The sequence below is a fragment of the Pseudonocardia kongjuensis genome, from assembly GCF_039526905.1.
GTDB lineage: Bacteria > Actinomycetota > Actinomycetes > Mycobacteriales > Pseudonocardiaceae > Pseudonocardia > Pseudonocardia kongjuensis.
Window position 1 is genome coordinate 1 of the sequence record NZ_BAAAJK010000032.1, and the last position, 21,982, is coordinate 21,982.

A 21,982-nucleotide genomic window follows, 5' to 3' on the forward strand; every position below is an offset into this window, starting at 1 on the left:
GTGCGGCGGGGCGGCCGTGCGGCGGGGCGGCGGGGCGGCTCGGCGGCGGGCCGGCCGGGCGGCCTAGCCGTGCGCCGCGCCTGGCGTGCCGCTGCCGGTCGTGCCGGCGGGACCGGATGCCGGTCCGGGCGCGGCCGGCTCCGGCCGACCGGAGCTGCCCGGTGCTGCACCACCGGAACCGGTATCTCCCGGGCCGCCGGCGTTCGGGCCACCGGCACCGGGGCCGCCGGAACCGAGCTCACCAGCACCGGGGCCGCCGGAACCGGCACCCCCAGGGCCGCCGGAACCGGGCCCACCGGAACCGAGCTCGCCGGCACCCGGACCACCGGAGCCGGCGCCTCCGGGACCACCGGCGCCCGGCTCACCGGCGCCCGGACCACCGGGACCGGCACCTCCGGGACCACCGGCGCCGGGCTCACCGGCACCGGGACCGCCGGCCCCCGAGCCACCGGAACCGGCGCCGGGCCCAGCAGCACCCGAACCACCGGAACCGGGGTCACCAGCACCGGCGCCGCCGCCCCCCGGTGCACCTGCGCCACCGGCGCCGGGTTGAGCTGCACCCGCCCCGCCGCCCCCGGGCTGCGCCGCACCCGAACCACCGGGCTCAGCCGGGCCACCGGCACCGGGCCCTCCGGGCCCCGGACCCCCGGCCCCCGGCTCACCGGGCCCCGGTCCTCCGGCGCCCGGAGGGATCTCGCCCGGTTCCACGGTGTCCGGATCTGCACCCGCGACGGAGCCACCGGCACCGGGCTCGACCGGTGCCGGGGTGCCGAGCCACGGCTGACCGGGGTCGCCGGCCCCGGACCCGCCGGTCCCGGCTCGCGCCGCGGCGCCATCGGCGGGCCCGCCCGGATTCTCTGCGACGCCCCGCCCCGCCGTGCCGGGCCCGCGGTCACCCCCGGTCCCGGACGCGCCGCGATCGGCCCCCGGGCCGGGCAGGGCGGATCGTGCACCGGGATCCGCTGCACCCGGCCCGGCGGGCGCGGCCGGATCCAACACCGCGGCGGGAGCCCCTGCCCGGGGCCAGCCACCGTCCTGCTGCACCGCGGCCGACGCGGCGACGACCGCCACCGACGCGCCCGCGGCGGCGAGGAACACGCCCGCCATCCCGAGCGTCAGCGCGCGCGAGGCCGGTCGGCCGGGGACGGGCCGGGCCGGCGGTTCCACCGGCGACGACGGCTGGGACAAGGTCGGCGACAGCAGCGCGGGGCGGGTCCCCGACACCGACTGCGGCACGGGACCGGGCCCGGACACCAGCGGCAGCGCGGCACCGGTCCCCGACACCAGCGGCAGCGCGGGACGGGTCCCCGACACCGGCGCGGGACGGCCCCCCGGAACCGGCTCCGGCTCCGGCGCAGCACGATCCCCCGACCCCGACCCCGACCCCGACCCCGGCGCGGGAGCAGCCCCCGACCCCAGCGGCAGCGCGGCACCGGTCCCCCACACCAGCGGCAGCGCGGCACCGGTCCCCGACACCAGCGGCAGGGCCGCACCCGTCCCCGACACCAGCGGCAGCGCGGGACGGGTCCCCGACACCGGCGCGGGACGGCCCCCCGGCTCCGGCTCCGGCGCAGCACGATCCCCCGACACAGACCCCGACCCCGGCGCGGGACCGGGCCCGGGCCCGGGCTCCGGCGGCAGCGCGGCACCGGCCCCCGACCCGGGCAGCGCCGGCGGATCAGACATCGGCGCGGGCCGCACCGGCGGTCGGGGCGGCATCGGCCGGCGCGCCCCCTGGACCGCCCAGTCCGGGACCCACCGGACCGTGTCCGGACCGCGATCGGGCGCCGGCGCGCCCTCACCGCCGGGATCCCCGGAGGTCACCGCCCGCCACCGGGGCATGCCGCACGGCACACCCGTCCTGAACCCGGCATCGCGTCCCCCTGTCGCACCGTGTCGCATCGCACTGTGTCGAACCAGCGATCCTCGGGACCGAGACTGCGGGATTCCAGTCCGTCCGACGGAAATGCACCGCAGGAACCGGAAGACCGCACGGCCGGGTGACCCCCGGCGGGGCCGGATCAGTCGCGTGGGCCGGGCCGGGGGAACTCCGCGGTCGATCCGGTGTCGTCGCCGGGCCGGGCGGGGAGGGTGAACACCGTCGTCGGGCGGTTGTCCGCCGGGAACCCGTCGGACGAGGCGTCGGCCGAACCGGCGCCGGCCCAGTCGGCGGGCCCGGTCTCCCCGGCCCGCCGCAGGTAGACCACGGGGGCGCCGGAGTCCGGGGCGATCCCGTCGGGCGCGGGGGCCCCGCCCCCGATGCCGTCGTAGATCCGGGGACGGGTCCGGCGCAGGTGCAGCGCCCAGCCGGCGCCGGCCAGCGCGGCCAGCAGCACGAGCCCGGGCAGCACCCAACGGGCCGGCGACGACGGGTCGGTCCCGAGCAGCGCGTCGAAGTTGCCGACCAGCACGGTCAGGATCGACGCGAGCAGCAGCGCCGCCAGTGCGGGGGCGATCGTGGACGCCCACACCGACGCCCGCGCCGTCCGGTCCCGGCGGAAGAAGCCGATCACCGCGACCGAGGTGCCGGTCATCAGCAGCACCACGCCGATCGCGGACAGCCCGGAGAACCAGCTGAACAGGGCGAGCATCGGGTCGGCGCCGGTCAGCGCGAACGCCGCCACCACGACCAGCGCCAGCACCGACTGGGCCAGCGAACCGGCGACCGGGCCACCGGACCGGGCGCCGACCGTGGCGAGCCCGGCGGGCAGCACCCGCTCCCGGCCGAGCGCGAACAGGTAGCGGGCGACGCCGTTGTGGAAGCTCAGCAGCGCGGCGAACACGCTGGTGAGCAGCAGCAGGGTCGCGACGTCGGCGACCAGCGGGCCGAACCGGTCCGCCAGCGGCCCGAACACCAGTCCCGGCCCCTCCTCCGCGGCCCGCGCCTGCAGGTCGGTCGCACCGGTGGCGGCGACCATCGCCCAGGCGGACAGTGCGTAGAACAGGCCGGTGAAGGCGACCGCGACGAACGTCGCCCGGGCCACCGTGCGCCGCGGGTCGCGGGCCTCCTCGGAGTAGATCGCGCCGGACTCGAACCCGGTGAAGGAGGCCACGGTGAACGCGATGACCGCCCCGATCCCCCCGGCGAACAGCGTCGAGGGGAGCAGCGGCTCGGTGCTCAGCACACCGTCGGCGGGCTCGGTGAAGCCGACCACGTCGAACGCGACGACGACCGCGACCTCGACGAGCAGCAGCACCGCCAGCACCCGGGCGTTCAGGTCGACCCGCAGCAGACCCAGCCAGCCGACGGCGAGCATCGCGAACAGCGCCCAGCTCCACCACGGCAGCCGGAGCCCGGCGAGCTCGGCGACGAAATCGGACATGGCGGCACCGAAGAGGCCGTAGAGCGCGATCTGGATCGCGTTGTAGGCGACCAGCGCCACGAACGAACCGGCCACCCCGGCCGGCCGGCCGATACCGCGCGACAGATAGGCGTAGAACGCGCCCGCATTCGCGACGTGCCGGCTCATCGCCGCGTAGCCGACCGCGAACAGCACGAGCACCGCGGCCACCCCGAGGAAGGCCAGCGGCACGCCCTGGTTCCCGCTCACCGCATAGGCCGTGGTGACGCCGCCGGCGAGCACCGTCAGCGGGGCGGACGCCGCGACGGTGAAGAACACCAGGTGCACCACCCCGAGCCGTCGCCGTCGCAGCCCGGGCACCTGCCGGTCCACCGTCGCGTGCCGTGCCATTCGGGTCTCCTGATCACCGGAAAACGTTTGTCGGCGCAAAATGCTAACGTCCAGTCACAACCGTGGCGCAATCGGAGGGTTATCCTGGCGTTATGCGCGCGAACAATTACTCAGAGTGAATTACTTGGGGGCGGTGACGTGAAGCAGGGCGCGCTCGCGACCGGTTTCTTCCTGATCGCGTACGACGAGCCGGGCGGGCGCCCCGGCCTGGCGCCGGACCTGCTCGCCTGCGGCCTGGTCGGCGCCCAGCTCGGCGACCTGGTGACCGCGGGGGCGCTGACCGTCGACGAGGAGGACCGGGTCGTCGCGACCCGGCGCACCGGCGATCCCGAACCGGCCGGCCGGGCCGCGACGCTCGTGCTGGACAGCGTCGCGCACGAGGCGCGGGCCCATCCGGTGCGGGCCTGGGCCGACGTGCTCGGCGAACCGCTGCTGGGGGCCGTCCGCGACGAGCTCGTCCGGCAGGGCGTGCTCGTCGCGGAGACCGGGCGGAGCCTGCTGGGCCGCCGCCGGGACCGGCTGGCCGTCGCCGACCGGTCCGCCGCGCACGGACCGGGGCTCGCCCTGCGGGACATGGTGCGCAGGCCCGGCACCTGCACGCTGCACGGCGCGTTCACCCTGGCGCTGGTCTCGGCGCTCGGGGTCGAGCGGCTGCTGGAGCCCGAGATCGACCGGGCGAGGGTCCGCGACCTGGCCCGCGACGCCGTCGTGCACCTGCCGGCGCCGCTCGCCCGGCTGCACTCCGGGGTCGCCGCGGCGGCCGCGGCGGCCAGCCTCGCCGTCCGCCGCTGACCGGGGGTCGCAGCACGGTGACACCGGGTGGACGGCCGGGGTGGCGTACGCCTCGAACAGCCCAGCAGTTCCCGACGACGACCGAAGGAAGGGTACGCTGAGTAGCGATCTTCAGAGCCGACCGGGTGATCGGCCGACGACCGGAGAGGAGCCGACGACCATGGGCGACAGCGTCTTCGCCGGTTCCCCGCTCCTGCGCGAGAGCGCGGACGTCGAGCACCGCGCGGGCGGGGCGCGCAGCGCGTTGCGGGTGCGGCACGACCGGGCCGCGACCGACGTCCGGGCGGCCGGCCGAATCGGCGACGGGCCGGCGCTGACCGACGCCACCCGGCGGCTGGAGCGGGTGCTCGCCGCCGCGCAGCGCGACCTGGGCCCGCGCGACACCGACACGCTCGTCGTCGAGGGCAGTCTCGCCGTCGCCTATCTCCTCGGCGACGACGAGCCCCGCGGCCTCGCGCTCGCCGCCCGCAATCTCGCCGCGCGCGAGCAGGAGCTCGGCGCCGACCATCCGGCGTCGCTGGCCGCCGCCGACGCGCTCGCCGCCGCGCACCGGATCACCGGGGACCCGCAGGAGGCGATCACCCGGCACCAGGACGTCATCACCCGGCGGACCCGGGTGCTCGGTCCGGCGCACCCGTGCACCATCGCGTCCTGTGCCGCGCTGGCGCTGTCCCGGGCCGACAACGGTGACCTGCGCGGGGCGGGCAGCCTGCTGGCCGCGACCGCCGACACCGCCGCGGGGATCCTCGGCGACTCGCATCCGGTCACCGTCGACGTGCGCGAGCTGCTGGCCGAGGCGACGGCGCCGGAGGAGCAGCCAGCGCCGGACGACCACGCCGTGTCGCACGATCACACGGTGCCGCACGACCACACAGCGCCGCACGACCACGCAGCGCCGCACGACCACGCAGCGCCGGACGACCACGCGGTGCCGGACGAGCAGGCTCTGCCGCACGACCAGGCTCTGCCGCACGACCAGGCTCTGCCGCACGACCAGGCTGTGTCGCACGGGCCTCCCCGGGAGGACCCGTCGACGGGCCTGCTCCCGCTGCTGCCGCGGGTGCCCGATCCCCGCGAGTCCACCCGGCCGCTGCACCTGGACCGGCCGTCCGGCCCGCTGCCCGCCGTCTCCTGAACCCCGGGCCCCGGATCAGCCGCGGGCGACCAGCTTCATCAGGGTGTCGACCAGCTCGTCGAGTGCCCGCTCCTGCTCGGCCCCGCGCAGCTCGCCGCACCACACCGGGGCCTGGCTCATCGCCGCGTGCATGCACTGCAGGGTCGGGTCGACGGCGACGACCGCGAACTCGCCGCTCGCCAGGCCCTCGGTGAGGACGGACCGGAACACCCGGTCGTGCCGCAGCCGCAGCTCCTTGATCCGGGTGCGCTGTTCGGCGGGCCAGGTGCTCGGCACCAGGAACAGCCGCAGCGCGGCCGGGTACTCGCGCACCGCGATCCGCACGTGCTCGCCGAGCAGCGCCCGCAGCCGCCGGGTGGCGCTGCCCTCCCGAGCGGCGGGCAGGCTCTCCAGCCGGCTGGTCCAGTCGTCGCCGAGGGTCTCGATGGCGGCGGTGACCAGCTCGTCCTTGCCCGGGAAGTAGTAGTAGAGCGATCCCTTGGTGACGTCCAGCCGCTCCGCGACGTCCTCCAGGCTCACCGCGTCGTAGCCGCGCTCGCCGACCAGCTCGGCAGCGGTGGTGAGGATCTCCCGGATCCGCCTGCCGCGCCTGCGCTGCACCCGCCCGACCTGCCCGGCCGCCGCGTCCGCCATCGCCACACCTCCCCGGCCAGTCTCGCACCTCTGAACATTGACTCTAGGGTCAAAGTTTGTCACTGTGGTCAAACTTCCAGTGACGAAGGAGGGTCGGTGTGGACCTCTCCCCCGACGACACCCAGCGTCGGTACCGCGACCGGGCTCGCGCGTTCTCCGACTCCGTGCTGCTCCCCGGCTACCGGGACCGGGAACGGGCCGGCCGGATCGACCCGGACCTGCGCCGCGAGATGGGCCGCCTGGGGCTGATCGCACCGCAGCTGCCCGCCGCGCTCGGCGGCGCCGGCACCGACGGTCTCACCACCGGCCTGGTCCTCGAGGAGATCGGCCGCGGCGATCTCGCGGTCGGCTACCTGGTCGTCGTCGGGGCGCTGGCCGGGCGGATCCTCGCCGGCAGCGCCACCCGCGGGATCGCCGAGGACCGGGTGCCGCGGATCTGCTCCGGGGAGGAGATCGTCGGGATCGGGCTGACCGAGCCGCAGGCCGGTTCGGACGCCGGCGTCCCCCGGCTGACCGCGGTCCGGGACGGCGGCGACTGGGTGCTCGACGGCGTCAAGTCGCTGTCGTTCGCCGCCGAGGCGTCCGCGGCCGTGCTCGTCGCCCGGACCGACCCGGATGCCGGGCGGGGCCGCGGGATCAGCGCGTTCCTCGTGCCGCTCGGCTCGCCCGGGGTGACCGTCGAGACCTACCCGGACATGGGGACGCGGGCGGTCGGGCGGGGCGCCGTCCACCTGGACGGCGTGCGCGTCCCGGCCGATCACCTGATCGGCGAGGAGGGACGCGCCTTCGGCCGGGTACTCGCCGGCTTCGACTTCTCGCGGGCGCTGATCGGGCTGCAGTGCGTCGGCTGCGCGCAGCAGACCGTCGACGAGACGTGGGCCCACGTCTCCACCCGCACCGCGTTCGACCGGCCGCTGTCGGTCAACCAGGGCGTCTCGTTCCCGCTGGCCGAGGCGGACACGCTGCTCGCCGCCGCCCGCGCGCTCTGCCATCGCGCGCTGTGGCTGGCCGACACCGGGGCGCCGCACACCGCCGAGGCCGCCATGTGCAAGTGGTTCGCCCCGAAGACCGCCTACGACCAGATCAACCAGTGCCTGCTGCTGCACGGCCAGTACGGCTACCGCAGGGAGCTGCCCGTCGAGCAGCGGCTGCGCGACGTGCTCGGCCTGCAGATCGGCGACGGCACCGCCCAGATCATGAAGCTCGTCATCGCCCGCGACCGGCTCGGCCGCGAGCTCGCACCGTGAGAGCAGGAGGCCCGATGGGCAGGATGGACGACAGGACCGTGATCGTGACCGGCGCCGGCCGCGGCATCGGCCGGGCGATCGCCGAACGGCTGGCCGCGGAGGGGGCGACGGTCGCCGTCACCGACGTCGACGGCGACTCCGCGGCGGCCACCGCGGCCGCGATCGGCGGGCGGGCCACCGGGATCGAGGCGGACGTCACCGACCCGGAGTCGGTGCGTGCGATGACCGCGCGGGTCCTGGCCGCGCACGGCCGGATCGACGTGCTGGTCAACAACGCCGGCTGGGACCGGGTCGGCCCGTTCGTCGACTCCGATCCCGACGACTGGGACCGGATCGTCCGGATCAACCTCTACGGCGTCCTGCACACCGCGCACGCCGTCGCCCCGGTGATGATCGAGCAGGGCGCCGGGACGGTCGTCAACCTCGCCTCCGACGCCGGCCGGGTCGGGTCCAGCGGCGAGGCCGTCTACTCGGCGGCCAAGGGCGGGGTCATCGCCTTCACCAAGACCCTCGCCCGCGAGGTCGCGCGGCACGGCATCAACGTCAACTGCGTGTGTCCCGGCCCCACCGACACCGCCCTGTTCGCCTCGGTCGTCGAGGGCGACGACCGGCTGCGCGACGCGCTGGTGCGTTCCATCCCGTTCCGCAGGCTGGCGCAGCCGGCCGATCTCGCCGCGACGGTCGCGTTCTTCGCCTCGCCCGATGCCGGGTACCTCACCGGTCAGACCGTCAGCGTCAGCGGCGGTCTGACGATGGTCTGAGACGGAGGAACCGTGAGCACCGTGAGCACCGACTACTACCTGATCGACGCCGATCTCCCGGAGCACGTCCGCGACCTGCGCGACCGGGTCCGCGGCTTCGTCGACACCGAGCTGCTGCCGGTGATCAACGACTACTGGGACCGGGCGGAGTTCCCGTTCCCGCTGGTGCCGGGCCTGGCCGCGCTGGGGGTCGCCGGGTACACCGCGCAGGGCCCCGGCTGCCCGGAGCTGAGCCCGCTGGAGGCCGGGATCGTGATCCGCGAGCTGGCCCGCGGCGACGGCAGCATCACCACCTTCATGGGCGTCCAGTCCGGGCTGGCGATGGGCACGATCGCGCTGCTCGGCGACGACGAGCAGAAGGAGCGCTGGCTGCCCGCGATGGCCGCACTGGAGCGGATCGGCGCGTTCGCGCTCACCGAGCCCGCCCACGGCTCGGACTCGGTCCGGCTGGAGACCTCCGCCCGGCGCGACGGCGACGGGTGGGTGCTCGACGGCGCCAAGCGCTGGATCGGGAACGCGAGCTTCGCCGACGTCGTCGTGGTCTGGGCCCGGGACACCGCCGACGGCCGGGTGGGGGCGTTCGTCGTCGAGTCGGACCCGGAGCACGGGTACCCGGCCGGGTACTCGGCGGAGGTGATCACCGGCAAGATCGGCAAGCGTGCCGTGTGGCAGCCCGACGTCGTGCTGGACGGGGTGCGGGTGCCCGCGGCGAACCGGCTGCCGGGTGCGCGCTCGTTCCACGACGCGTCCCGGGTGCTGGCCACCACCCGCGGCGGCGCCGCCTGGGAGTCGCTCGGGCACGCGATGGCCGCGTTCGACGCCGCGCTCGCCTACACCGCGCACCGCGAGCAGTTCGGCCGCCCGATCGCCGGGTTCCAGCTGGTGCAGCAGACGCTGGCCGGGATGCTCGCCGAGGTCGTCTCGATGCAGCTGTGGTGCGCCCGGATGGCCGAGCTGCAGGAGCGCGGTGAGTGGACCGGGCCGATGGCGTCGCTGGCGAAGCTGCACCACGCCCGCCGGGCCCGTCAGGTCTGCCTGGACGCGCGGGACCTGCTCGGCGGCAACGGCCTGCTCCTGGAGCACCACGTCGCCCGGCACCTCACCGACATGGAGGTCGTGCACACCTACGAGGGCACCGACCACATCCAGTCGCTGATCGTCGGCCGTGACCTGACCGGACTGTCCGCATTCGCCTGAGCCGGAGGAACCGATGTACACCTACGATCCCGCGCCGTACCGGGAGTGGTTCGAACGGGACTTCACCTACCTGGCCGGCTTCCGGCGCGTCGTGCGGCGCTTCGGGCGGCGCACCGCGCTGGTCGACCCGGACACCGGCGAGCAGCACAGCTACACCGATCTCGCCGGCCAGGTGGACGCGCTCGCCGCCGGGCTGCTGCACGCCGGCGTCGGCCCCGGCGACGTCGTCGTGCACCAGCTGTTCAACTCGCCCGATCTCGCCCGCCTCTACCTCGCGACGCAGGCGGCCGGGGCGGTCGGCGCCCCGGTCAACTTCCGGCTCGCCCCCGGTGAGCTCGCGTACGTTCTCGACGACAGCGCGCCCCGGGTGTTCGTCTACACCACCGAGCTGACCGGCACGGTGCGGGAGGCACTGGCGCTGGCGACGCACCGGCCGCCGGTGCTGGTCGCGTGCGGCGACGGTGAGCCGTTGCCCGGCGCGGTCCGGATCGGCGAGCTCACCCGGTCCGGTGCCGCACCACCGGACCCGGCGCGCAGCACCTTCGACGAGACCACCCGGCTGTACACCTCGGGGACCACCGGGATGCCCAAGGGCGTCCCGCTGAACAGCCTGGTGGAGGTGTTCAGCGCACACGACGTGATCATGCACTTCCCGCTGGGGCCGGAGGACCGCACGCTGAACATGACGCCGTGGTTCCATCGTGGCGGGCTCTACTCCGGCGGTCCGAACCCGGTGTTCTACGCGGGCGCCGGGCTGGTCCCGCTGCGCGCCTTCGACCCGCACCGGGTGCTGGACCTGGTCGGCGAGCACGCGCTCACCTACCTGATCGGCGCACCGACCAACCTGGAGATGCTCGCCGGCGCGCAGGCGGACCGGCCGCGCGACCTGTCGTCGCTGCGCGGCATCGTCACGATGGGGGCCCCGCTGGAGCGTGCGGCGTGCCTGCGGTACCAGCAGGTGCTGACGCCGCGGATCTTCAACGGGTACGGCACCACCGAGACCTTCTGGAACACGTTCCTGCGCCCGGAGGACCTCCCCGCCCACGCCGGGTCGGCCGGGCGCGCCTGCACCGACGACGACGTCCGGGTCGTCCGGATCGACGAGGCCGGGGTGGCCGAACCGGAGCGGCTCGCCGCCCGGGACGGTCACGAGGTCGGCGAGGTGCTCGTCCGCTCGCCCAAGGCCGGCTACGCCTACACCGGCGGCGCCGACCGGGCCCGGTTCGCCGGCGGCTGGGTCCGGCTCGGCGACCTCGCCACCTGGGACGCCGACGAGTTCGTGACGATCGTCGGACGGCGCGACGACATGATCGTCTCCGGCGGGGAGAACGTGCACCCGGTCCAGGTCGAGGAGGTGCTCAACGAGCATCCGGGAATCGCCGACGCGCTCGTCGTCGGCGTGCCCGACCAGCGCTGGGGTCGCAGGCTGGTCGCCTACCTGGTGCCCGCCGATCCGGAGCTGACCGTCGCCGACTGCGACGCGCACTGCCGGGCGCACCCCGGCCTGGCCGACTTCAAGCGGCCGCGCGGCTACCGGTTCGTCGACACGTTGCCGCTCACCGCGACCGGCAAGAAGATCCACTACCGGGCGACCGCCCAGGCCGCCGACGACGACAGCCGCGGCCTCTTCGAGGTCCCCCGTACGGAAGGAACCCACCCGTGACCCTCGACCCGAGCACCTACCGGCAGCTGCTGTTCGACCGCCGCACCGACGGCGTCCTGCTCATCACGATCAACAACCCGGACCGCTACAACGCCGCCGACGAGATCCTGCACGCCGAGCTCGCCCGGGTCTGGCGGGACGTCTCCACGGACGAGCGGACCCGGGTCGCGGTGATCACCGGCGCCGGGAAGGCGTTCTCCGCGGGCGGCGACCTGGACATGGTCGAGCGGATGGCGGGCGACCACGAGCGGGTCTCGTCGATGCTGGACGAGATGTCCGACCTGGTCTACAACATGATCGACTGCCGCAAGCCGATCGTGTCGGCGATCAACGGCGTCGCGGTCGGTGCGGGTGTGGTCGTGGCGCTGCTCGCCGACATCGCGATCTGCGCCGAGGACGCCCGGATCGGCGACGGGCACGTCCGGCTCGGCGTCGCGGCCGGCGACCACGCCGCGATCATCTGGCCGCTGCTCGCCGGGATGGCGAAGTCGCGCTACTACCTGCTCACCGGGGAGATGCTGACCGGGGCGGAGGCCGAGCGGATCGGGATGGTCGCGAAGGCGCTCCCCCGCGGGGAGGTGCTCGACGAGGCGCTGCGGATCGCACACGCCCTGGGCACCGGGTCGCAGCAGGCGATCCGGCTGACCAAGCGGGCGTTGAACGAGTGGCTGCGCAGCGCCGGTCCGGCCTTCGACGCGTCCGCCGCCTACGAGATGCTGACCTTCATGGGACCCGACGTGCTGGAGGGGGCCGCGGCGCTGCGCGAGAAGCGGACGCCGCGGTTCCCCTCCGCACGGGACGACTGAGCCCGCGACCTCGCGGGCCGGCCGGACTCGGCACCGGGGGTGCCGGCAGGGCAGGCTGGGCAGCGCGCGTCCCACCACACGCGAGGAGCACCATCGTGAGCACCGACCTGCACGACCGGCTGGCCGCCGCCGTCTCGCCGGACGCCGTCCGGACCAGGGCGCTCGACCGGCTCGGCATGGCGCACGACGCGTCGCACTTCGCCCGCACCCCGCAGGCGGTGGTGACGGCGGCCGGCGCCGACGATGTCGCCCGGCTGTTCCGGGTGTCCGCCGCGACCGGCGTCCCGCTCACCTTCCGGTCCGGCGGGACCAGCCTGTCCGGCCAGGCCGTCACCGACGGGATCCTGGTCGACACCCGGCGGCACTTCCGCGGGATCGAGATCCTCGACGACGGCGCCCGGGTGCGGGTCGGCCCGGGGGCGACGGTGCGCGCGGTGAACGCCCGGCTGGCCCGGCACGGCCGGATGCTCGGGCCGGACCCGGCCAGCGAGGTCGCCTGCACCCTCGGCGGGGTGGTGGCGAACAACTCGTCCGGAATGGCCTGCGGGACGGTCGCGAACAGCTACGCGCTGCTGGACTCGCTGCACATCGTGCTGCCGTCGGGGACCGCGCTGGACACCGGCGCCCCCGGTGCCGACGACGAGCTGCGCGCCCGCGAGCCCGGGCTGTGGGCGGGCCTCGCCCGGATCCGGGACCGGCTGCGGAACGACCCGGCGGCCCGCAAGACGATCGAGCAGCAGTTCGCGCTGAAGAACACGATGGGTTACGGCCTGAACTCGTTCCTCGACCACGAGCGGCCGGTCGACGTGCTGGCCCGGCTGATCGTCGGGTCCGAGGGGACGCTGGCGTTCATCGCCTCGATCACCATGCGGACCGTCCCGGTGCTCGCGCACACCCGCACCGGCCTGCTGGTCTTCGACGACCTGGCGGCCGCGAACCGGGCGCTGCCGTCGCTGGTGGACTCCGGTCCGGCGACGATCGAGCTGCTCGACGCCACCTCGCTGCGGGTCGGCCAGGCCGACGCCGACGCCGATCCCCGGCTGCGCGCACTCACCGTGCGTGACCAGGCGGCGTTGCTCGTCGAGTACCGCGGGCACTCGGCCGGCGAGGCCGACGAGCTCGCCGGGGCGGCCGCCGGGGTGATCGGGGCGCTGCCGCTGCAGGGCCCGCGCGAGCTGTCCGGTGACCCGGTCGCGAAGGCCGGGCTGTGGAAGCTGCGCAAGGGCCTCTACGCGAAGGTCGCCGGGGCGCGGCCGTCCGGCACGGCGGCGCTGCTGGAGGACATCGCGGTCCCGGTGCCGGACCTGCTGCCGACCTGCGAGGGCCTGATCGGGCTGTTCGGGCGGCACGGCTACGACCACGCGGTGATCTTCGGGCACGCCAAGGACGGCAACGTCCACTTCATGCTCACCGAACGGCTCGGCGACGGCGCCGGCCGGGACCGGTTCGGCCGGTTCACCGACGACATGGTCGAGCTGGTGCTCGCGCACGGCGGCACCCTCAAGGCCGAGCACGGGACCGGCCGGATGATGACGCCGTTCGTCCGCAGGCAGTACGGCGACGACCTGTACGAGGTCATGCGCGAGATCAAGCGGCTGTGCGACCCGCGCGGGGTGCTCTCCCCCGGCGTCGTCCTCGACGACGACCCGACGGCGCACCTGTCCGACCTCAAGTCCGCCCCGGCCGTCGAGTCCGAGGTGGACCGGTGCGTCGAGTGCGGCTTCTGCGAGCCGGTGTGCCCCAGCCGGGACCTGACGACGACGCCGCGGCAGCGGATCGTGCTGCGCCGCGAGCTGGAGCGGGCGCGGGCCGCAGGCGACGGGCAGCTGGTCGCCGAGCTGGAGGCGGACTACGCCTACGACGGCGTCGACACCTGCGCGGTCGACGGCATGTGCGGCACCGCCTGCCCGGTGCTGATCAACACCGGGGACCTGGTGCGCCGGCTGCGGGCCGAGCGCCCGCAGCCGGTCGCCGCCCGGGGCTGGGCGTTCGCGGCCCGGCACTGGGGCGCCACCACCCGGGCGGCGGGCGTCGCGCTGTCGGTGGCGCGGCGGGTGCCGGGTGCGGGGCCCGCCTCGGCCGCGCTGCGCCGGATCGCCGACACCGAGCAGGTCCCGCTGTGGTCCGCCGACCTGCCCGGTGGTGGCGGGCGGCGCAGGCCCGGCGGGCTGGTCGGGACCGACGCCGCACTGGTGCTGTTCTCGTCGTGCACCGGTGCGATGTTCGGCTCCGCCGGGGACGGCGCCGCGGACGCGTTCGTCCGGCTCTGCGACCGCGCCGGGATCCGGGTCACCGCACCCGCCGATCTCGGCTCGCTGTGCTGCGGCACGCCGTGGAAGTCCAAGGGGCTGACCGAGGGGGCGACGGCGATGGCACAGCGGGTGCTGCCCGCGCTCTGGACGACCACCCGGCGTGGCACCCTCCCGGTGGTGACCGACGCGTCGTCGTGCACCGAGGGCCTGCGGGTGATGATCGCGGCCGGACCGGCGGAGTTCCGGGGCATCGAGGTGCTCGACTCGGTCGCCTACACCGCCGAGCACCTGCTGCCCGCGCTCGCCGGTTCGGTGCGCGGGCGGCTGGACCGGCTCGTGCTGCACCCGACCTGCTCGGCCACCCAGCTCGGGCTCGTCGAGCCGCTGCGGCAGGTCGCCGGCGCGGTCGCCGACGACGTCGTCGTCCCCGACTCCTGGGGATGCTGCGGGTTCGCCGGGGACCGCGGGCTGCTGCATCCGGAGCTGACCGCGGCGGCCACCGCGGAGCAGGCCCGGGAGATCGCCGCGGTGCCGGCCGACGGGTACGCCTCGTGCAACCGGACCTGCGAGCTCGGGATGAGCCGGGCGACCGGCAAGGAGTACGAGCACGTGCTGGAGATCCTGGAGCGGCTCACCCGCCCGTGAGCCGTACAGGTGAACGCGATCGGCTGAATGCCACCCTCCGCAGTGACATTGACAGATACTTTCTCGATCCAGTTCTTGTTTGATCCCGGCGTGTCAGGGAAACAATGGTCCGAGATGCGCACTTCGTGGGGCGGTGCGCAGCGGAAGGAGCCACGGACCGTGAGTGCTGTGAGCACAGGGATGCCGAATGCCGTGATGGCCGTCGTCCGGGTCGAGGCACCCGCCGGCGCCGAGGCACAGACGGTCGAGGCCGAGCTGACCCGGGCGTTGCACGAGCACGAGAAGCGGCCGATGACCGTGGAGCTGTCGCTCGCCGACGGCACCGGTCCCTGGCCCCGCCGCGGGCCCGCCCGCTACGCCTTCGTCGCCGTGCTGACCCTCGCCGGGCGGACCGTCCCGGAGCGGTTGGCACACAAGGTCGAGAAGGTCGCCCGGAAGGCGATCAAGCGTCGCTTCGGCCGGCCCGCCGGGGTGGAGGTGCGCACCGACATGAGCGACGCCGAGGCCGGCGCATACTGGTACAGCCTGCGCGGGACCCCGCACCGCCCGGCCTGACCGCCCGGCCTGACCCTGTCTGCCCCCTCGGCCTGATCCCGGCGCGGGCCGCCGGGCCCCTGTTCCGCACCCCCGGCCGGGTCGCCGGGCCGGGTCGCCGCCCCGACGAGGCGTGTCCCCGTGACGCGCGCCGCGCCCTCCGAGCGACGCGGCCCCCCGAGTGACGCACCCCCGAGCGACGTGCCCTCGAGTGACGTGCCCCCGAGTGACGTGCCCCGGGCGACGCGCCTCCGAGCGACGCGCCCCCGGCCGCAGACCTCGCACCCCTCCCCCTGCTTCGCACCCCGTGTCCGGCGTCGCACCGGACGGAAGCGGTGCGGCATCGCGCCAGGGGTGCGACACCCGCACCCGCTCCGCACGCCGCACCCCGGCACCCACACCGCACCGGCTGCAAGGAGTGCGACGCCGCGCCAGGGGTGCGACACCGCGCCAGGGGTGCGACACCGCGCTGAGGGTGCGACGCCGCCACCCGCTCCGCACGCCGCACCCCGGCACCCACACCGCACCGGCTGGAAGCGGTGCGACGTCGCGCTGGGGGTGCGACGAGGCGGCAGGGGTGCGAGGCGTGCGACACCCAGACCGGACCGCTCACCGTCTGCCGCGCGCGACGGGCAACACCCCACCGGCGACACGACCCACCCCGGGCGACGCGAGCTCGCCGGACGATCCGCGATCACCGGGCGACGCGAGCACATCTGGCAACGCCGGCGCGCCGGGCGAAACGGCCACCCCGGCCGCCCCGGCCACCCGGACACTGCAGACACCGCGAGCGCGCCGGGGCTACCCGTCCCCCGCCACCACGACGCCCGACGCGACCCGGTCGAGCTCGACGACGTAGCGATCGGGCCGCAGCAGGTGCGTGCCGTACTCCACAGCGGCTCCGGCGTCGTCCCAGGCGGTGCTGATCAGCGTGAGCAGCGGCGCACCCGGTGCCCCGCCGAGCAGCGCGGCCTCCGCCTCGGTCGCGGCCCGGGCACCGATGGTCTGCCGGGTCCGCCGGGGTGCGCGTCCCGCGTCACGCAGCAGGTCGTACAGCCCGCGGCCGGCGAGATCGTCGGGATGCAGCGGCAGCACCGCGACCGGCACCCGGTTGGACAGGAGCGCGAGCGGTTCGCCGTCGGCCAGCCGCAGCCGATCGAACCGGGCGACGACGGCCCGCGGCGGCAGCCCGAGCGCCTGCGCGACGTGCTCCTCGGCCGGTCCGATCTCGAACGAGCGCAGCTCGGTGGCCGGCCCGCGGCCGGCCCGGAGGAGATCGTCGTGCAGCCCGCAGAGCTCGACGGGCAGCTCGACCCGCCGCGGCAGCACCAGGATCCCGGCGCCCCGCCGTCGCGTCAGCACTCCCAGCTCGACCAGGTAGGACACCGCGCGGCGCAGGGTGGACCGGCTGGTGCGCAACCGTTCCAGCAGCTCCGCCTCGTGCGGCAACCGGCTGCCGGCCGGCAGCTCCCCACTGTCCACCATGGATCGGATGCGCCCGGCGACCTGGAAGTACAGCGGCACCGGACTGCCCCGGTCCGGCGTGTCCCGCACGGTCGGGCCCGGATCGGGCACGGCGCACCTCCATCTCAACCATGCTGCGATTTGTACTGACAAAGTATTGACCTGATGAAGTCGGGAGCGTACACCTGTTCGTGGTGTATCTCACTTCCGTGGCCGCCACGGCTGCATTTCACAGAGAGAGCAGATGCTCGATGAGGAGTATTCGGAAGACCCTCACGGTTGCCGTCGCCGCGGCCTCGGTCCTGGCACTCGCCGCATGCAGCAGCCAGGGCGGCGCGCAGGCGCAGAGCGGGGCCACCGACCAGAGCTACGTCGTCGCGATGATCACCCACGAGTCACCCGGCGACTCGTTCTGGGACAAGGTGCGCGCCGGGGCGGAGCAGGCCGCGGGTGAGCTGAACGTGGAGCTGCGGTACTCGAACAACCCGGACGGCGGCCAGCAGGCCACCCTCGTGCAGAACGCGATCGACTCCCAGGTGGACGGCATCGCGGTCACCCTCTCCCAGGCCGCCCAGGTCGGTCCGGCCGCGCAACGGGCGGTCGACGCGGGCATCCCCACCGTCGCGTTCAACTCCGGGATCGAGGAGTACCCGACCTACGGCATCGGGATGTACTTCGGCTCCGACGAGACCCTCGCCGGGCGCACCGCGGGCGAACGGATCGCCGAGGCCGGCGGCGGCCGGACCCTCTGCGTCATCCACGAGCAGGGTTCGGTCTCCCTGGAGGCCCGCTGCGCCGGGGTGCTCGCCACCTCGCCGGACACGGAGAACCTCCAGGTCAACGGCACCGACCTGCCGTCGGTGCAGCAGACGATCGGGGCGAAGCTGCAGCAGGACCCGTCGATCACCCACGTCGTCACCCTCGGTGCACCGGTCGCACTCGCCGCGAGCCAGGCCACGGCCGAGACCGGCAGCCGGGCCGAGATCATCACCTTTGATCTCAACTCCGACGTCGCGACCGCGGTGCAGGACGGCCGGATCTCCTTCTCCATCGACCAGCAGCCCTACGTGCAGGGGTACATGTCGGTGCAGAGCCTCTGGCTGAACCTCACCAACGGCAACGACCTGGGCGGCGGCCTGCCGGTCCTCACCGGCCCGTCCGTCGTCGACAGCAGCAACATCGCCGAGATCGCCGGCTACGCGGCGAACAACACCCGCTGAGCGCCCAGGAGCACCCGCGATGAGTGTCGCCACCTCGCCCACCACCACACCGCCCGTGCCGGACGGCCCGGCCCGCGTGCAGCGCTCGCTCGGCGCCCGCGCACTGGCCCGCCCGGAGATCGGGGCCACCGCCGCCGCGATCGCGATCTTCGTCTTCTTCGTCGTCGTCGCGCCGCCGTTCCGGTCGGTCGAGGCGCTGGCCACCGTCCTCTACTCGGCGTCCACGATCGGCATCGTCGCGCTCGGCGTGGCGCTGCTGATGATCGGCGGCGAGTTCGACCTGTCCTCCGGCGTCGCGGTCACCGCCGCCGCACTGTCCTCGGCGATGATCAGCTTCCAGCTCTCGCTGAACGTCTGGGCCGGCGTCGCGGTCAGCCTGGTCATCGCGCTCGCGATCGGCTTCGTCAACGGCTGGCTGCTGGTCCGGACCAGGCTGCCCAGCTTCCTGATCACCCTGTCCACCTTCTTCGTGCTGCAGGGTGTCAATCTCGGCGTCACCAAGCTGGTCACCGGCTCCGTCGCCACCGACAACATCTCCGACATGGACGGCTTCGCCTCGGCCAGGGCGTTCTTCGCCGGTGACGTCCCGCTGGGCTTCATGACGGTGAAGATGTCGGTGCTCTGGTGGCTGGTGTTCGTCGCGATCGCGTCCTGGCTGCTGCTGCGCACCCGGACCGGCAACTGGATCTTCGCGGTCGGCGGCAACCAGGATTCGGCCCGTGCGGTCGGCGTCCCGGTGGCCCGGGTCAAGATCGGGCTGTTCATGGGCGTCGCCCTGATGGCCTGGTTCCTCGGCCAGCACCTGCTGTTCAACTTCTCCACCGTGCAGGCCGGGCTCGGGGTCGGCAACGAGCTGATCTACATCGTCGCCGCGGTGGTCGGCGGGGCGCTGCTGACCGGTGGTTTCGGTTCGGCGGTCGGATCCGCGCTCGGTGCGTTCATCTTCGGGATGACCACCCAGGGCATCGTCTACGCCGGATGGGACCCGAACTGGTTCAAGGCGTTCCTCGGCGTGATGCTGCTGCTGGCCGTCCTGGTCAATCTCTACGTCAAGACGTCCGCGACGCGGCGGAAGTGAAGGGGCCCGGGATGACCACCGACCGACGATCCGCCGCACCGCTCGTCCAGCTGAGCGGGGTCGGCAAGAGCTACGGCGCCATCCGCGCGCTGGAGGACGTGCACCTGACCGTGCACGCCGGCGAGGTGACCTGCGTGCTCGGCGACAACGGGGCCGGGAAGTCCACCCTGATCAAGATCATCTCAGGGCTGCACCCGCACACCGAGGGCACCGTCTCCGTGCACGGCGAGCAGGTGCGGTTCTCCTCGCCCCGGCAGGCCCTCGATCTCGGCATCGCCACGGTGTACCAGGACCTGGCGGTGGTCGCGCTGATGGAGGTCTGGCGCAACTTCTTCCTCGGCTCCGAGCTGCGGAAGGGGCGCTATCCGCTGGCTCCGCTGGACATCGCCGGGATGCGCGAGATCGCCGACACCGAGCTGCGGAAGATGGGCATCCACGTCAAGGACATCAACCAGCCGATCGGCACCCTGTCCGGGGGCCAGCGGCAGTGCGTCGCGATCGCCAGGGCGGTCTACTTCGGAGCCCGGGTGCTGATCCTGGACGAGCCGACCGCGGCACTCGGCGTCAAACAGTCCGGTGTGGTGCTCCGGTACACCGCCGCCGCCCGCGACGCCGGCCTGGGCGTCGTGTTCATCACCCACAACCCGCACCACGCGAACCTGGTCGGCGACCGCTTCATGATCCTCAAGCTGGGCCGCCAGGTGCTCGACCGCCGGCGCGACGAGGTGTCCCTGGAGGAGCTGACCGCGGAGATGGCGGGCGGCCAGGAGCTGGCCGAGCTCGCCCACGAGCTGAAGCGCTGACCGGCGTGCTCCCCCGCCCGGGGCCGCCCCGCCGAGGCGGCCCCGGGTGCCCCACCGGACCAGACTTTGTCTTGACATAAATCCTGATCCGGCCGGAGACTCGTCGAACCGCACCGGGGGGCCGGTCGCGATCCGGTCCGCCGCACATCCCGGCACCGACCTCGACACGATTGGAACGCCATGAAGATCGGACTCATCGGACTCGGCCGGATCGGCGCGTTCCATGCGCAGACCCTCGCCGGTCTCGACTCCGTCGACGAGCTGATCGTCACCGACGCGCGCGCCGACGCCATCGCCGCGGTCACCGCAGGCACCGGCGCCACCGCGGCGGCGTCCCCGGACGAGCTGCTGGCCGGGAAGCCGGACGGCGTGGTGATCGCCGCCGCCACGGCCGCCCATCCCGAGCTGCTGCTCGCCGCGGTCGACGCGGGCCTGCCGGTCTTCTGCGAGAAGCCGCTCGCCACCCGGATCGACGACGGGATGGACGTCGCGGCCAAGCTCGCCGGCCGCGACGAGCGCGTCCACATCGGATTCCCGCGCCGGTTCGACGCCGGGTACGCCGCGGCCCGCGCCGCCGTGCGGGCGGGCGAGCTCGGCCGGGTGTTCACCGTCCGGGCGACCACACTGGACCCGGCGCCGCCGCCCGCGTCGTACCTGCGGACCTCCGGCGGGATCTTCCGGGACTGCGCGGTGCACGACTTCGACGCGCTGCGCTGGGTCACCGGCCGCGAGGTCGTCGAGGTCTACGCCACCGGCGACGTGCACGGCGACCCGGTCTTCGCCGACTCCGGCGACGTCTCCACCGGGCAGGCGATCCTGACCCTCGACGACGGCGCGCAGGCCGTGGTCTCCAACTCCCGCTACAACCGGCGCGGCTACGACGTGCGGATGGAGCTGCACGGCGACGCCGACTCGATCGGCGTCGGCCTCGACGCCGGACTGCCGCTGCGGTCGGTCGAGCCGGGCGTGCCGGCCCCCGGCGGCCGGCTGCACGAGACGTTCATGGACCGCTTCGCCCCCGCGTTCCGGGCCGAGCTGACCGCGTTCACCGAGCTGGTCGCGGGCACCCGCGCGACCCCGTGCTCGGTGGCCGACGCGCTGGCGGCCGACTGGATCGCCGAGGCCGCCACGCTCTCGCTGCGCGCGCACCGCCCGGTCCGGCTCGCCGAGGTGGTCCGCTGATGGCCGGGCCGAGGATCGCCGGCGCGCCGATCTCGTGGGGGGTGTGCGAGGTCCCCGGCTGGGGCTACCAGCTCGATCCGGACCGGGTGCTCGCCGAGATGCGCGAGGTCGGCCTGGCCGCGACCGAGTTCGGCCCGGCCGGCTTCCTGCCCGACGCGCCGGGCGCGAAGGCGGCGACGCTGCGCCGGCACGGGCTGCACGCGGTCGGCGGGTTCACCCCGACGCTGCTGCACGTGCCCGGGCACGATCCGCTGCCCGGCGTCGACGATCTGCTGGCCGGTTACGACGCCGCGGGCGCCGGGACCCTCGTGCTCTCCGCCGACTCCGGCGGGACCGGCTACGACTCCCGGCCCGAGCTCGACGGGCGCGGCTGGCGGCTGCTGCTGTCCAACCTGGACCGGATCGCCGGGCACGCCGCGGCCCGCGGCGTCACCGCGGTGCTGCACCCGCACGTCGGGACGATGGTGGAGACCGGCGACGACGTCCGCCGCGTGCTGGAGGGATCCCGGATCGCGCTCTGCCTGGACACCGGCCATCTGCTGATCGGCGGCACCGATCCGGCGGCGCTGGCCCGCCAGGCCCCGGAACGGATCGCGCACACCCATCTCAAGGACGTCGATCTCGGACTGGCCCGCCAGGTGCAGGACGGCAGGCGCACCTACACCGAGGCCGTCGGCCTGGGCATGTACCGGCCGCTCGGCGAGGGCGACGTGGACCTGAGCGGCGTGCTGTCGCACCTGGACGCGCACGGCTACGACGGCTGGCACGTCCTGGAGCAGGACACGATCCTGCACGGGCCGCCGACCGGCGACGGACCGGGCGGGGACGTCGCGACCAGCGTGGCGAACCTGCGGGGGGCGCTGCGCGCCTCGTGACCC

At 74.6% G+C, this 21,982-nt stretch carries 17 protein-coding genes; 14 read left to right on the forward strand and 3 right to left on the reverse strand.

Going from position 1 to position 21,982, the window contains the following annotated elements:
• Nucleotides 1-2,021 precede the first annotated feature (2,021 nt).
• Nucleotides 2,022-3,692 carry an APC family permease gene (locus ABD160_RS23175; protein ID WP_344025937.1) on the reverse strand — a complete coding sequence of 557 codons (1,671 nt, stop codon included), beginning with the start codon at nucleotides 3,690-3,692 and terminating at the stop codon, nucleotides 2,022-2,024.
• Nucleotides 3,693-3,830: 138 nt separating this feature from the next.
• Between ABD160_RS23175 and ABD160_RS23180 the strand changes: the two genes are divergently transcribed.
• Both ABD160_RS23180 and ABD160_RS23185 read left to right on the forward strand, forming a co-directional pair.
• Nucleotides 3,831-4,484: a GOLPH3/VPS74 family protein gene (locus ABD160_RS23180; RefSeq protein WP_344025940.1), complete on the forward strand. Its 654-nt coding sequence runs from the start codon at nucleotides 3,831-3,833 to the stop codon at nucleotides 4,482-4,484.
• Nucleotides 4,485-4,644: 160 nt separating this feature from the next.
• Complete coding sequence (locus tag ABD160_RS23185; protein WP_344025942.1) at nucleotides 4,645-5,619, forward strand: tetratricopeptide repeat protein; 975 nt, start codon at nucleotides 4,645-4,647, stop codon at nucleotides 5,617-5,619.
• Nucleotides 5,620-5,634: 15 nt separating this feature from the next.
• Here ABD160_RS23185 and ABD160_RS23190 read toward each other — a convergent pair whose 3' ends face one another.
• On the reverse strand, nucleotides 5,635-6,252 hold the full coding sequence (locus ABD160_RS23190; protein WP_344025943.1) for a TetR/AcrR family transcriptional regulator: 618 nt from the start codon (nucleotides 6,250-6,252) through the stop codon (nucleotides 5,635-5,637).
• A 98-nt stretch (nucleotides 6,253-6,350) separates the two neighbouring features.
• Between ABD160_RS23190 and ABD160_RS23195 the strand changes: the two genes are divergently transcribed.
• The 7 genes from ABD160_RS23195 to ABD160_RS23225 all read left to right on the forward strand — a co-directional run bounded on the left by ABD160_RS23195 (nucleotide 6,351) and on the right by ABD160_RS23225 (nucleotide 15,378).
• Nucleotides 6,351-7,499, forward strand: coding sequence for an acyl-CoA dehydrogenase family protein (locus ABD160_RS23195; RefSeq protein ID WP_344025945.1), 1,149 nt, complete (start codon nucleotides 6,351-6,353; stop codon nucleotides 7,497-7,499).
• Nucleotides 7,500-7,513: 14 nt separating this feature from the next.
• Nucleotides 7,514-8,260, forward strand: coding sequence for an SDR family NAD(P)-dependent oxidoreductase (locus ABD160_RS23200; protein WP_344025947.1), 747 nt, complete (start codon nucleotides 7,514-7,516; stop codon nucleotides 8,258-8,260).
• 12 nt (nucleotides 8,261-8,272) lie between these two features.
• Nucleotides 8,273-9,457, forward strand: a complete 1,185-nt coding sequence (locus tag ABD160_RS23205; RefSeq protein WP_344025949.1) for an acyl-CoA dehydrogenase family protein — start codon at nucleotides 8,273-8,275, stop codon at nucleotides 9,455-9,457.
• Between the two features lie 13 nt (nucleotides 9,458-9,470).
• Nucleotides 9,471-11,120, forward strand: a complete 1,650-nt coding sequence (locus ABD160_RS23210; RefSeq protein WP_344025951.1) for a class I adenylate-forming enzyme family protein — start codon at nucleotides 9,471-9,473, stop codon at nucleotides 11,118-11,120.
• Nucleotides 11,117-11,926, forward strand: a complete 810-nt coding sequence (locus ABD160_RS23215; RefSeq protein WP_344025953.1) for an enoyl-CoA hydratase/isomerase family protein — start codon at nucleotides 11,117-11,119, stop codon at nucleotides 11,924-11,926. The genes ABD160_RS23210 and ABD160_RS23215 overlap by 4 nt, the downstream gene beginning before the upstream one ends.
• Before the next feature lie 95 nt (nucleotides 11,927-12,021).
• On the forward strand, nucleotides 12,022-14,823 hold the full coding sequence (locus ABD160_RS23220) for an FAD-binding and (Fe-S)-binding domain-containing protein (RefSeq protein WP_344025955.1): 2,802 nt from the start codon (nucleotides 12,022-12,024) through the stop codon (nucleotides 14,821-14,823).
• A 168-nt stretch (nucleotides 14,824-14,991) separates the two neighbouring features.
• Nucleotides 14,992-15,378, forward strand: coding sequence for a hypothetical protein (locus ABD160_RS23225; RefSeq protein ID WP_344025956.1), 387 nt, complete (start codon nucleotides 14,992-14,994; stop codon nucleotides 15,376-15,378).
• A gap of 780 nt (nucleotides 15,379-16,158) precedes the next feature.
• On the opposite strand, the gene ABD160_RS23230 is transcribed toward ABD160_RS23225, so the two are convergent.
• Entirely contained in the window at nucleotides 16,159-16,932 is a 774-nt protein-coding gene (locus ABD160_RS23230) for a GntR family transcriptional regulator (RefSeq protein WP_344025958.1), read from the reverse strand.
• 140 nt (nucleotides 16,933-17,072) lie between these two features.
• Between ABD160_RS23230 and ABD160_RS23235 the strand changes: the two genes are divergently transcribed.
• From ABD160_RS23235 to ABD160_RS23255, 5 genes are all read left to right on the forward strand, one after another.
• A complete protein-coding gene (locus ABD160_RS23235) occupies nucleotides 17,073-18,041 on the forward strand; it encodes a substrate-binding domain-containing protein (protein WP_344025960.1) in 969 nt (322 codons plus the stop codon).
• A 19-nt stretch (nucleotides 18,042-18,060) separates the two neighbouring features.
• Nucleotides 18,061-19,119, forward strand: a complete 1,059-nt coding sequence (locus ABD160_RS23240; RefSeq protein ID WP_344025962.1) for an ABC transporter permease — start codon at nucleotides 18,061-18,063, stop codon at nucleotides 19,117-19,119.
• A gap of 11 nt (nucleotides 19,120-19,130) precedes the next feature.
• Nucleotides 19,131-19,922, forward strand: coding sequence for an ATP-binding cassette domain-containing protein (locus ABD160_RS23245; protein ID WP_344025964.1), 792 nt, complete (start codon nucleotides 19,131-19,133; stop codon nucleotides 19,920-19,922).
• A gap of 180 nt (nucleotides 19,923-20,102) precedes the next feature.
• On the forward strand, nucleotides 20,103-21,104 hold the full coding sequence (locus ABD160_RS23250; RefSeq protein ID WP_344025966.1) for a Gfo/Idh/MocA family protein: 1,002 nt from the start codon (nucleotides 20,103-20,105) through the stop codon (nucleotides 21,102-21,104).
• Nucleotides 21,104-21,979, forward strand: a complete 876-nt coding sequence (locus ABD160_RS23255) for a sugar phosphate isomerase/epimerase family protein (RefSeq protein WP_344025968.1) — start codon at nucleotides 21,104-21,106, stop codon at nucleotides 21,977-21,979. Before ABD160_RS23250 ends, ABD160_RS23255 begins: the two co-directional genes overlap by 1 nt.
• The last annotated feature ends 3 nt before the right edge of the window (nucleotides 21,980-21,982 follow it).